Genomic DNA, 11425 nt, shown 5'->3' with positions numbered 1-11425 from the left:
AACTTCTAAAATTTTAAAATAATTTTTTACTATATTTGACATAAATATTGGTGGTTTAGCGACTTCAAGATACTGAATTTCAGTATCTTGACCAATATTTATTCAACTTATTTTACTTTAAATAATTGCACCCAACGGGTTTTCTTAATACTCATCTATATTTTTAATCTTAGATAGTCTTACAACAGAAAAACCTCCCACAACAATTAATATGAGAGGATTTAGACTCAACTTTTTTTTAAGATAGATATACTTTTAAGAAATATAAATTATTATTTAACTTGAATATTCCCGTTAGTAATTGTTAACATATCTACCCCAAGATTAAAGGAGCATTGTAGTATCGGGTCAAAATTTGCGTAGATGTCAGAAAACATGTCGGTAGATGAATTTGCTCCTTCGCCATTATCCTGAACCTTAAACCATGCATTCATGCCCACTAAGAATCCAGAGTTTATATACCCATCACCATTAATTTGAGTTACTTTACCGGACAATATTGCGGTCTTACCATCAGAAAGTGTTGTTAGACAATCAATCGTGCCATGAATTCGACCATTAACTCCCCATTTTGTTTCAAAAGAACCAGAAACAACTCCATTAACATCAGTATTAGCATGAAACGAAAAATACTGAATACCAGGGACAAAGCCCTCGTAATTTAAAAAAATAGCTCCTTGACCATTGGCAGATGAATTAGGTGTGTTTTTTTCTACCTCATTAATTTTCAAATTTTTTAATTTTGAACTTAAAAAATTAGTTGTTGGTTCAGACTCATCAACTGAAGATGAATCACAAGATACGAATAACATAAAAATGAAACTCGCAAATAGTAATGCTTTGTTTTTCATAGTGTTATAGTTTAAATTATTATACTAATCAAATATAAAAAAAAGATTTCAATGAAACATATTTTTAAAACATAAAACGCTGTTATACTGATATTTATGTCTATTTATAAGATTTTATACTCAAATAATGCTTTTTACAAACAAAAATATTTAATACTACATTAGCAAAAAAATGTTAATTATAAATTATGGAAAGAACATTAAACAAACGTAGCGGTTCTCAATGCGAACTTTGCTCGGCAACCGAAAACCTAAAAGTATACCAAGTTTTACCAACAAAAAAAGGAGGATTAGACGAAAGTATTTTGGCTTGCAGTACTTGCATCGACCAAATTGAAAATCCAGGTAATGAAGACCAAAATCATTGGCGCTGTTTAAACGAAAGTATGTGGAGCGAACCTATTCCGGTGCAAGTTGTTTCTTGGCGAATGCTAAGCCGTTTGCAAAACCAAGAATTGCTTGAACAAATGTATCTTGATGAAGAGACTTTGGCTTGGGCGCAAGCTACTGGCGAAGGCGAAGACGATGAAAACAAAGTAATACATCGCGACAGCAATGGAGTGATTCTTGCCATTGGAGATTCAGTAGTCTTGATCAAAGACTTGAAAGTAAAAGGTTCGAGTATGGTGGCCAAACAAGGAACTGCAGTTCGTAACATTAGATTAGACCACGAAAACGCTGAATATATTGAAGGCAGAGTTGATGGTCAAACGATTGTAATTATTACACAATACGTGAAGAAAATATAGTGGGAAGTTAGATGTCAAAAGTTAGAAGTAAAAAATGAAAACGTCTCAGGAAATGAAGACGTTTTCATTTTATATTGAGCTGTTTAACATTCTAAATCTGAAATCTGACCCAAGCGACAGCGAACTAAATATAATTAAGTTAAGGGATTTTGTCGATGATTTTGTCATTCTGACGAAGGAAGAATCTCAACAAACGTGAGCAACTAACAAGAGATTCTTCCTTCGTCAGGATGACAAATAAAACTTAACTTAACGACAGCGATAGCGAACGGGCGAAGCAAATCAGAACTACTCCTCCTCTTTCTTAATCACTTTTCTAGCAACTTCAATTTTAAACTTCTTCCCTTTCATTTTTTCGTCCTTGATATTATGAAGTAAGTCTTTGACTTTATTAAATTTTACGGCAGCGAAGGATATAAAATCCTTCACTTCGATTAATCCCAGATCGCCTTTTTCGAGTTTTCCCTTTTGGGAGAAGAAACCCACGATATCAATTTTGTTCAATTTATTTTTCTTTCCACCACTGATGTAAATGGTTTGAAATTCGGGTGGTTTTGGTAAAGTTGAGCTATTTCCTACTTTGAGAATTTGCATTCCATAATCGACGTAATCGAGTTTTTTCTCGCTGTCGTTTACAATAAGATAAGCCGTTCCTGATGCTAACATCCGAGCCGTTCTCCCGTTTCGATGCGTAAATTCATCTTCTTTTAAAGGTAAATGATAATGAATGACGTGTTTCATTTCGGGAATATCGAGTCCACGTGCTGCTAAATCGGTGGTGATTAAATAGCTCACGCTTCCGTTTCGGAATTGAATTAAAGCGCGTTCTCGCTCGTCCTGATCCATTCCGCCGTGATAATACGTGGCATAAATCCCTTTTTCGTTCAACACATCGCTGATTCTTTCGGCAGCATCACGATGGTTGCAAAACACTAATGCCGATTGTGATTTAAAAGAACAAATCAGATTGAACAAACTCCCAATTTTGTCTTTTTCTTTCGAAACGACCATTTTCATTGAAAGATTAGTTGCTTCTTCCTGATTTGGAATAAAATCCAAAATCGTTGGGTTGATAACTCTGGTGTATTTAGGGATTTCGATATCTGAAGTTGCAGAAACTAAAACACGTTTATTTAGTTTTGACAATTTTCCAATAATAAATGACATTTGTTCGTGAAAACCCAACTGCAAAGACTTGTCAAATTCATCGAGAATCAAGGTTTCAATTTTGTCCAATCGAAAAGTGCCTCTATCGATGTGATCGGCGATTCGTCCGGGAGTTCCAATAAGAACTGCTGGAGGATTACTTAAATTCTTGATTTCGGTTTCAATGGAATGTCCGCCGTAGCAAACATTTACTTTATAATCGGTTCCCATTTTTTTCCAAACTTGCTCAATTTGCAAACCCAATTCACGTGATGGAACCAGAATCAAACATTGAACAGAAAGTATTTCGGGTTTCAACATTTCGAAAATGGGCAACAAGAAAGCGAGTGTTTTTCCAGAACCTGTAGGCGAAAGTAGTAAAATATTGTTGTCGCTCAAAATAGCTTCTTGAGCTGCGACCTGCATTTCGTTTAGTGTTGAAATGCCTAAATTGAGAAGTATATTGTTGGAATGGTGCTTTTTATTCATTTTGCAAAGGTAAAATGAATTATGAGTTATGAGTTATGAATTTTGAAATAAAAAAAAACTCTTATTTTAGAATTCTTTCTTCTTCAAACAATAGTTTAATGTTTTCGTATGAATTTTTCAAAGCGCCTTTCATTTCGCTTGGATTGAGCCAAACCGCTTTTTCAATGCCCTCATCAATTTGTCCTACTGGAATTCCATCAAAATCTGAAGTCATTTCGAACCAATGCGTGATTTTTAGTTTATAAACACCATTTCTTTTGAAAACATGATAGGTTTTTTGAAGTTTTCGTGTAATTTTTAATTTATTAACACCCGTTTCCTCTTCTACTTCGCGCATTGCAGTATCCTCAATATCTTCGCCTTTTTCAGTTCCTCCTTTGGGTAAATCCCATTTTCCACTTCTAAAAATAAATAATACTTCTCCTTTCTTGTTAAAAACTAATCCACCACCAGCTTTAGAAACGGGGATTTTAGATTTCAAAGTTTTCATAATTTCCTTTTCGTCAGGATGATATAAATAAGCTTTTTGAATTTTATTTTGAAAAATTTTAACAATAAGTTGCTCTATATCAACACTTTCTAGTAAAAACAATTGAAAATCGGTCTCCTTCGAGATTTGATTTGTTAAAAAAAGTGGTCTGTCGTTCACAAAAACTTTATACATTTGTACTATGATTTTTAACAAAGATACTGCCGAAAAAACAGCCGAATTGCTTTTACAAATAAATGCAATTAAATTGAATCCAAAAAATCCTTTTACATGGGCTTCTGGATGGAATTCTCCAATTTACTGTGACAACCGATTAATACTCTCATTTCCAGCCATTAGAAATTATGTTCGAGATGAATTTTCTAAAAACATTGAAAAACAGTTTGGAAAACCAGATGTGATTGCTGGTGTTGCTACAGGAGCAATTGGAATAGGAATCCTAGTTGCTGAAAGTTTAGGATTGCCGTTTGTTTATGTGCGTCCTGAAACAAAAAAACACGGTAGAATGAACCAAGTGGAAGGTTTTTTACAACGAGGACAAAATGTAATTGTCGTTGAAGACTTGATAAGCACAGGAAACAGTAGTTTGCTAGCCGTTGAAGCCTTGCGTGAAGCTGGAGCAAATATTAAAGGAATGGCTGCAATATTTACCTACGGTTTTGATGTTGCGCAAGAGAACTTTGCAGCTGCAAATATTGATTTGTACACTTTAAGTAATTATCAAAATTTATTGAATTTGGCTGTAGCCAAAAAATACATTACGGAACCAGAAGAAGAAATTTTGAGAGAATGGAATAGAAATCCTTCGACATGGAATGTTCCGGTTTAAGAATGTTTTATTGAAAATAATTAAACATAATAATTCCAAGAATGAATTTAGAAAGTCCTAAAGTTACAGTCGAAAAATCGGCACAAGAATTATTCGATTTATTAAGCGATGTACGAAATTTTGAAAAATTAATGCCAGAAAACATAGCAAAATTTGAAGTTATTGGCGACGATGCTTTTATTTTTGGATTGAAAGGTATGCCCGAAATAAAGTTAAAAATGAAAGAAAAAATGGCACCAAATAAAATTATTCTGGGTGCTGCAAGTGATAAACTTCCATTTACTTTAATTGCAAATATTGATGCTGTTGCAGACAATTCTTGCGAGGTAAAACTAGACTTTGAAGGCGAATTTAATGCTATGATGGCCATGATGATAAAAGGTCCAATTTCAAAATTCATAGAAACTCTAGTTGGCAATATGGGGAAATTATAAGAAATTGATATCCTGAATTTGTCATTCTGAGGAACGAAGAATCTCTTCAATACAACATTTGAATTTCTTTGATATCAAACTCAGACTCAATATCATCTTCCAATAAAATTTGAAGTTTCCCCACAGGCGAAATACCTTGAATTATTCCCATAAACTTATTATTATTTTGATCTAAAAATGGCATTGGAATCCCTTTTTTGAATAACTTACTGGTATAATTTGTTATGAAAACTGCTGATTTTCTATCCCAATTCTGAATATTACTTTTCAACTCATGCATTATTTCAAAAAGAATTTCTTCTTTATCAAAACTTGAATTACAAATTAGTGCTAACGAGGAAGCTTTGGGCAAACTTTCAAAATTTGTTTGATTGACATTCAAACCTAAACCTACAATCGAAATAATAGTTCCGTCGCTTTTTATTGTATTTTCTATTAAAACACCTCCTATTTTTTTATGGTCTGACATTATGTCGTTTGGCCATTTTATACTTAATTTTGGAATATTAAAGCCTTCTAAAACCTTAATTACACTTAACGAAACTACTATAGTGAGATTATATATTTGCGAAGTATTTAACAAAAAAGTTTTAACTAAAATACTCATAGTTAGATTTTTACCCTGTTCAGAAGCCCAAACTGAACCCATTTGACCTTTGCCATTTGTTTGATTTTCTGCGGTGACTACAGTAAAATTTTCTAATACATCTCTATTTGATAATTCTTTTAGAAAATCATTTGTTGAATCTATGGCATCGAGTTTGATTAAGTTCATTTGAAATTATTTGTGAAACAAAATTTAATATTATGTTAAGGTTCAAAAATAATCACAAAAAAGGGTAACTTTACAAACTTATATAAAAATAATTCATGGCGAAAAAGATTATAAATAATGATGTTTTATTAGCAAACATCATAAAAGGAATTGAAGAAGTAAAAGGAAATGATATTGATATTCTAGATTTAAGAGATATTGACACTGCAGTTTGTGACTATTTCATTATTTGCAACGGAAATTCTAATACCCAAGTTAACGCCATCGTAAACTCAGTACAAAAATCAGTTTCAAAAGAATTAAAAGACAAGCCTTGGCATGTTGAAGGAAGTGATAATGCGGAGTGGGTTCTTATGGATTATGTGCATATTGTAGTTCATGTTTTTCAGAAACACATTCGTGAATATTATAATATTGAGAGCCTTTGGGGAGACGCAAAAATTACAACAATCGCAAACAAATATTAAAGTAACACACTACAATGGCTATAAATAACAATCCAAATCAGAATAAATTTAAAATTAGTCCTTGGCTAATTCCCACTGCAATAATTTTAGTTTTCGTATTCATAAGTTTTATTACCGGTGGTTCAAGTTTATCTGAACCAGCTCAGCTTAAATCATCTGATATAGATGCTCTTTTATCAAAAGGACAAATTGAAAATGTAATTATTTTTAATAAAACAGATGCCGAAATCTATTTGAATTCGGCAGCATTGAAAGATCCTGCAAATAAAAAAGTGGCAAAAGATGTTTTAGACAGACCTAATAAAGGACCACATTATATTACAAAATTTGGTGATCTTAAATCTTTTCAAGAAAAATTAGACCTGGCAAAAGCAAGTAAAAAAATAAAAGATTATGATTTTAAAGATGCTAGTAACTGGACTGATATTTTTATTAGTTTACTTCCCGTAATTATAATTATTGGAGTTTGGATATTTATCATGAAACGAATGTCTGGCGGTGGCGGTGGCGGTGGTCAAATTTTTAATATTGGAAAATCAAAAGCCAAACTTTTTGACGAAAAAACAGATGTTAAAACCACTTTCAAAGATGTTGCTGGACTAGAAGGAGCTAAAGAAGAAATTCAAGAAATTGTAGAATTCCTTAAAAATCCCGAAAAATATACGAATCTAGGTGGAAAAATTCCAAAAGGCGCATTACTTGTTGGACCTCCAGGAACAGGAAAAACATTATTAGCTAAAGCAGTAGCAGGCGAAGCTCAGGTTCCATTTTTCTCTTTATCGGGATCAGATTTTGTTGAAATGTTTGTAGGAGTTGGTGCTTCGAGAGTTCGAGATTTGTTTAAACAAGCCAAAGAAAAATCACCAGCAATCATATTTATTGATGAAATTGATGCAGTTGGTAGAGCCAGAGGAAAAAACAATATGTCTGGTGGAAACGATGAACGTGAAAACACTTTGAACCAGCTACTAACAGAAATGGACGGTTTTGGAACCAATTCAAATGTAATTGTCCTAGCAGCTACAAACAGAGCGGATGTCCTTGACAAAGCTTTGATGCGTGCGGGTCGATTTGATAGACAAATTTTTGTAGACTTACCAGACATAAGAGAAAGAGCAGAAATATTCAAAGTTCACCTTGAACCCTTAAAAAAAATCGAAGGTCTTGATACCGATTTCCTAGCGAAACAAACTCCAGGTTTTTCAGGAGCAGATATTGCTAATGTATGCAACGAAGCCGCTTTGATAGCCGCTCGAAATAATAAAACAGCCGTAGACAAACAGGATTTTCTTGATGCTGTGGATCGAATTGTAGGTGGACTAGAAAAGAAAAATAAAATTGTAACTCCAGACGAAAAAAAGGCAATTGCGATTCACGAAGCCGGACATGCAACAGTAAGTTGGATGTTAGAACATGCAGCACCTTTAATAAAAGTTACTATTGTTCCTCGTGGTCAAAGTTTAGGTGCAGCTTGGTATTTACCAGAAGAAAGACTTATTGTGCGTACAGACCAAATGCTAGACGAAATGTGTGCAACTATGGGCGGTAGAGCTGCAGAAAAAGTAACTTTCGATAGAATTTCAACCGGTGCATTAAGTGATTTAGAAAAAGTTACTAGACAAGCTAGAGCAATGGTAACCATTTATGGATTGAATGAAAAAATAGGAAATGTAACTTATTATGATTCTACAGGTCAAAACGAATACAGCTTTTCGAAACCCTATTCAGAAGAAACTGCCAAAATTATTGATAAGGAAATCTCAACATTAATTGAAAATCAATACCAACGTGCAATTCAAATACTAGAAGAAAATAAAGATAAACTAAATCAACTTGCTGATATACTTATCGAGAAAGAAGTAATTTTTAAAGATGATTTAGAGGCTATATTTGGTAAAAGAACATTTGACAAAAATCTTGAAGAAGTGGTATCTTAATAAACTTTTTCTGTAAATAAATTAAAAATCTTAATTCAAAACAGTTTTTGAATTAAGATTTTTTTATCTTTGGACGTTTTCATATAACATATATAATAGCCCCGCAAAAATATGAGTCTTTTTAGAAAAATTTTTGGTTCAAATAATCCTGATTCTGAAGCAGAAAAAGAATTTAGTAAATTCTCACCGGATATCAACGCTCCTCTCGACGAGCAATTTATTTATAATTTTAAAAAAAACGGTGGAAAATTTTTATATTGTGAAAATACAGCCGAAATAAAAGAACAATTCGAGAATATTCTTGAAGAAAATGATTGGTTCGAAAGTGACGTTTTATGCTACGAATCAGAATTTTTCAGTTTACTTGACGAGAACAAACTGAATTATGTTGCTGCTACAAACCCAAAATTCTTATTAGCAAATTGTGAAAATTTAATCGCTGATGAAGGTTCAATATTATTTTCATCAAAACAAATTAAACAAAACAAACCTAATGAATTGCCTAGTAACATTATTATAAAAGCAAACACAAGTCAATTAATAGCTTCAAAAAGCGATGGTTTAAGCGTCATTAAAAAAAAATACATAAAAGATTATCCTACAAATATCACTACTATAAAATATTTTGAAAAAGCAGAAGAAGAAGATTTTACCCAATACGGAAGTTCCGCTAAAAATCTATACTTATTGCTTTTAGAAGATTTGTAAAATGAATGAAACACTCAAGAGAACAATATCTGGTGCCATTTATGTAATTTTATTACTATCCCTGATTTTATATTCTACCGAAAGTTTTTTTGTTTTATTTGGTGTTTTTCTACTTATAGCTGTCTTTGAATTTTGCAATTTAATCCAACTGAATAAAATTTATGCCCTAATTATTTCAAGCATAATCTATTTTATTTTTTACAAAACAAATTTCAAGCAAAATGAATTATTTACGAATGAAACAGGGCATAATTTAACACTTGCCGCACTTATAATAACCCTAATTGTTTCTATAAAATGCCTCTTATTCTTATTTGAACAAAAGAATACTGCTCCAAATTTGTTTTCAAAATATGTTTATTTAATAGGTTATATCATACTTCCATTCGTTTTTATTACAAAAATTCCATTTGGTGAAAAAGGGTATAATCCAAAAATCATTATCAGTATTTTCATACTTATTTGGACAAACGACACCTTTGCATTTATTGTTGGAAAATCAATTGGAAAAAATAAATTATTCGAAAAGGTTTCACCAAAAAAAACAATAGAAGGATTTATAGGTGGAGTACTATTTGCAGTGATTGCTAGTTATATTATTTCAAGATATTATTTTGAACCCAAAGAATATTATTTTAAAAAATCAGTAGTAATCTGGATGACAATTGCAATAATTGTGGGAGTTTTTGGCACAATTGGAGATTTAGTTGAATCCAAATTTAAACGAATTGCTGGGGTAAAAGATAGTGGAAACATTATGCCTGGCCATGGAGGCATACTAGATCGACTAGATAGTGTTATATTTGTAGCACCAGTTATATTTTTATTTTATCAAATTTTAAACTATGTTTCATAAAGAAGGAGCTCAATCCATTTTAATAGGTACTGTTTTTACAGCTATTGTACTTTTATTATCCGATAAATTTATTGAAACCTATTGGATTCAAAAATCAATTCAAATAGCCACATTTGGATTATTGATTATCATTTTACAATTTTTTAGAAATCCAAAAAGAGACGTCATAGTTAACGAAAACCAAATTCTTGCTCCAGTAGACGGAAAAGTCGTTGTAATAGAAGAGGTTTATGAAGGTGAATTTTTTAAAGACAAACGCATACAAGTTTCTATTTTTATGTCGCCCTTAAATGTTCATGTTACACGTTATGGACTAAGCGGAATTGTGAAATTTAGCAAATACCATCCCGGTAAATTTTTAGTTGCTTGGCATCCAAAAGCAAGTGAAGAAAATGAAAGAACAACCATTGTAGTTGAAAATCAAAACTTTGGAGCTATCTTATACCGACAAATCGCTGGTGCTTTGGCTCGTAGAATTGTAAATTATGCCCAAGAAGGAATGCAAGTTATTCAAGGTGAAGATGCCGGATTTATAAAATTTGGTTCTCGAGTAGATTTATTTTTACCCATTGGAACAAACGTAAATGTTGCGCTCAATCAAAAAGCCATTGGAGGAAAAACAATTATTGCAACTAAATAATAATGTTCGAAAAAGATTTAGATACACAATTTCAGGAAGCTGTAGGAATTGCTTCTAATATGACTCAAGCATCCTTACCTCAAGATGTGCAACTCCGACTTTATGCATTATACAAACAAGCAACTTATGGTTCGTTAAATTACAATCATTCTGAAAGTTTTGATTTGAGAAATGCGTTTAAAACCAATGCTTGGATACAAATAAGTCATTTAACAATTGATGAATCCAAACAGCAATATATAGATATTATTAATTCTATTTTGAATATAAAAAATGACAATGAAAAAACTTAATATCCTACTAATCAATTTATTATTAGTTGTTTTTTTAACTTCTTGCAACAAAAAAAAACTTACCGAATACAACGTAGAAGTTCCACTACCCGAAGTTCAAGAAAAAGCTGTTATGGGAATTCCTGATGATGTTACAGCTAATGATGGTTCCTTCCAGTTAGAAAAGCTAACGTATTCGTATGATGCATTGGCGCCAAATATTTCAGGTTCAACAATGGAAAGTCATTACTCTAAACATTATTTGACTTATACCAATAATCTAAACAAAGCTTTAGTAGGAACTCCGTTAGAGAATCTAACAATAGAAGAAGTTTTGGAAAAATTAGACACCAGTATTCCAGAAATTAGAAATAATGCTGGTGGATATTATAACCACACCTTGTTTTTTAAATGCATTGCTCCAAATTCTGGAGGAGAACCTAAAAATATATTGGCCGAAGAACTAATCAAAAAATTTGGGTCTTTTGACAATTTTACCACAGCATTTAAAGACGAAGCCACAAAACAATTTGGTTCTAGTTGGGTTTGGCTCGTTGTAGATAAATCAGGGAATCTCCAAATTACAAGTACCCAAAATCAAGACAATCCTTTGATGCGAAATGCACTCATTCAAGGAACTCCAATTCTGGCTTTAGACCTCTGGGAACATGCCTATTACTTGGACTACCAATACAAACGAAAAAATTATGTTGATGCTTTTTTTAATGTAATTAATTGGAAAAAAGTAGGCGAAAATTATGAGGAAGCGGTGAAGAAGTGAT

The 11425-nt window shown here is 32.2% G+C and carries 14 protein-coding genes; 10 read left to right on the top strand and 4 right to left on the bottom strand.

The genetic code is table 11. The features are described 5' to 3' along the window. Positions 1-272: 272 nt before the first annotated feature. On the bottom strand, positions 273-851 hold the full coding sequence (locus RMO53_RS10760) for a hypothetical protein (protein ID WP_310380459.1): 579 nt from the start codon (positions 849-851) through the stop codon (positions 273-275). Positions 852-1039: 188 nt separating this feature from the next. Here RMO53_RS10760 and RMO53_RS10755 point away from each other — a divergent pair, with 188 nt between their 5' ends. Further along, positions 1040-1600: a PhnA domain-containing protein gene (locus RMO53_RS10755; RefSeq protein WP_310380457.1), complete on the top strand. Its 561-nt coding sequence runs from the start codon at positions 1040-1042 to the stop codon at positions 1598-1600. A gap of 288 nt (positions 1601-1888) precedes the next feature. Here RMO53_RS10755 and RMO53_RS10750 read toward each other — a convergent pair whose 3' ends face one another. Further along, the gene (locus RMO53_RS10750) at positions 1889-3235 is read right to left on the bottom strand and encodes a DEAD/DEAH box helicase (RefSeq protein ID WP_310380454.1); all 1347 of its coding nucleotides are present in this window, start codon (positions 3233-3235) and stop codon (positions 1889-1891) included. A gap of 61 nt (positions 3236-3296) precedes the next feature. After that, positions 3297-3899, bottom strand: coding sequence for an NUDIX domain-containing protein (locus RMO53_RS10745; RefSeq protein ID WP_310380452.1), 603 nt, complete (start codon positions 3897-3899; stop codon positions 3297-3299). 7 nt (positions 3900-3906) lie between these two features. Between RMO53_RS10745 and pyrE the strand changes: the two genes are divergently transcribed. Together pyrE and RMO53_RS10735 are read left to right on the top strand one after the other, a co-directional pair. Continuing rightward, entirely contained in the window at positions 3907-4554 is a 648-nt protein-coding gene (gene pyrE / locus RMO53_RS10740) for an orotate phosphoribosyltransferase (protein WP_310380450.1), read from the top strand. 41 nt (positions 4555-4595) lie between these two features. Beyond that, on the top strand, positions 4596-4988 hold the full coding sequence (locus tag RMO53_RS10735; protein WP_310380448.1) for an SRPBCC family protein: 393 nt from the start codon (positions 4596-4598) through the stop codon (positions 4986-4988). Positions 4989-5034: 46 nt separating this feature from the next. Here the strand turns inward: RMO53_RS10735 and RMO53_RS10730 are convergent, their stop codons facing one another. Continuing rightward, on the bottom strand, positions 5035-5763 hold the full coding sequence (locus RMO53_RS10730; protein ID WP_310380446.1) for a biotin--[acetyl-CoA-carboxylase] ligase: 729 nt from the start codon (positions 5761-5763) through the stop codon (positions 5035-5037). Between the two features lie 95 nt (positions 5764-5858). Between RMO53_RS10730 and rsfS the strand changes: the two genes are divergently transcribed. The 7 genes from rsfS (at position 5859) to RMO53_RS10695 (ending at position 11424) form a co-directional block, all read left to right on the top strand. Next, positions 5859-6230 (top strand): ribosome silencing factor, encoded by a 372-nt coding sequence (rsfS, locus tag RMO53_RS10725; RefSeq protein ID WP_310380445.1) that lies wholly within the window; start codon positions 5859-5861, stop codon positions 6228-6230. A gap of 14 nt (positions 6231-6244) precedes the next feature. After that, positions 6245-8167 carry an ATP-dependent zinc metalloprotease FtsH gene (ftsH, locus tag RMO53_RS10720; RefSeq protein ID WP_310380443.1) on the top strand — a complete coding sequence of 641 codons (1923 nt, stop codon included), beginning with the start codon at positions 6245-6247 and terminating at the stop codon, positions 8165-8167. Positions 8168-8278: 111 nt separating this feature from the next. Continuing rightward, positions 8279-8875, top strand: coding sequence for a lactate utilization protein B/C (locus RMO53_RS10715; protein ID WP_310380442.1), 597 nt, complete (start codon positions 8279-8281; stop codon positions 8873-8875). A gap of 1 nt (position 8876) precedes the next feature. Next, complete coding sequence (locus RMO53_RS10710; RefSeq protein ID WP_310380440.1) at positions 8877-9731, top strand: phosphatidate cytidylyltransferase; 855 nt, start codon at positions 8877-8879, stop codon at positions 9729-9731. Then, positions 9721-10371 carry a phosphatidylserine decarboxylase family protein gene (locus tag RMO53_RS10705; protein WP_310380439.1) on the top strand — a complete coding sequence of 217 codons (651 nt, stop codon included), beginning with the start codon at positions 9721-9723 and terminating at the stop codon, positions 10369-10371. Before RMO53_RS10710 ends, RMO53_RS10705 begins: the two co-directional genes overlap by 11 nt. Before the next feature lie 2 nt (positions 10372-10373). Then, complete coding sequence (locus RMO53_RS10700) at positions 10374-10664, top strand: acyl-CoA-binding protein (protein WP_310380437.1); 291 nt, start codon at positions 10374-10376, stop codon at positions 10662-10664. Next, positions 10651-11424 (top strand): superoxide dismutase, encoded by a 774-nt coding sequence (locus tag RMO53_RS10695; protein ID WP_310380435.1) that lies wholly within the window; start codon positions 10651-10653, stop codon positions 11422-11424. The genes RMO53_RS10700 and RMO53_RS10695 overlap by 14 nt, the downstream gene beginning before the upstream one ends. Position 11425: the final 1 nt, after the last annotated feature.

Origin of the sequence: Flavobacterium sp., assembly GCF_031409475.1 — a bacterium.
Lineage (GTDB): Bacteria > Bacteroidota > Bacteroidia > Flavobacteriales > Flavobacteriaceae > Flavobacterium.
Note: the sequence above shows the minus strand (reverse complement) of the source record. Positions and strands in the feature narration are given on the sequence as shown.

Bases quoted from the DNA above. Each gene is read 5' to 3' on its own strand.
- RMO53_RS10700 (WP_310380437.1), top strand. From the start codon at position 10,374: ATGTTCGAAAAAGATTTAGATACACAATTTCAGGAAGCTGTAGGAATT.
- RMO53_RS10730 (WP_310380446.1), bottom strand. From the start codon at position 5,763: ATGAACTTAATCAAACTCGATGCCATAGATTCAACAAATGATTTTCTA.
- pyrE (WP_310380450.1), top strand. From the start codon at position 3,907: ATGATTTTTAACAAAGATACTGCCGAAAAAACAGCCGAATTGCTTTTA.
- RMO53_RS10705 (WP_310380439.1), top strand. From the start codon at position 9,721: ATGTTTCATAAAGAAGGAGCTCAATCCATTTTAATAGGTACTGTTTTT.
- RMO53_RS10755 (WP_310380457.1), top strand. From the start codon at position 1,040: ATGGAAAGAACATTAAACAAACGTAGCGGTTCTCAATGCGAACTTTGC.
- RMO53_RS10715 (WP_310380442.1), top strand. From the start codon at position 8,279: ATGAGTCTTTTTAGAAAAATTTTTGGTTCAAATAATCCTGATTCTGAA.
- RMO53_RS10710 (WP_310380440.1), top strand. From the start codon at position 8,877: ATGAATGAAACACTCAAGAGAACAATATCTGGTGCCATTTATGTAATT.
- rsfS (WP_310380445.1), top strand. From the start codon at position 5,859: ATGGCGAAAAAGATTATAAATAATGATGTTTTATTAGCAAACATCATA.
- ftsH (WP_310380443.1), top strand. From the start codon at position 6,245: ATGGCTATAAATAACAATCCAAATCAGAATAAATTTAAAATTAGTCCT.
- RMO53_RS10735 (WP_310380448.1), top strand. From the start codon at position 4,596: ATGAATTTAGAAAGTCCTAAAGTTACAGTCGAAAAATCGGCACAAGAA.
- RMO53_RS10760 (WP_310380459.1), bottom strand. From the start codon at position 851: ATGAAAAACAAAGCATTACTATTTGCGAGTTTCATTTTTATGTTATTC.
- RMO53_RS10750 (WP_310380454.1), bottom strand. From the start codon at position 3,235: ATGAATAAAAAGCACCATTCCAACAATATACTTCTCAATTTAGGCATT.
- RMO53_RS10695 (WP_310380435.1), top strand. From the start codon at position 10,651: ATGAAAAAACTTAATATCCTACTAATCAATTTATTATTAGTTGTTTTT.
- RMO53_RS10745 (WP_310380452.1), bottom strand. From the start codon at position 3,899: ATGTATAAAGTTTTTGTGAACGACAGACCACTTTTTTTAACAAATCAA.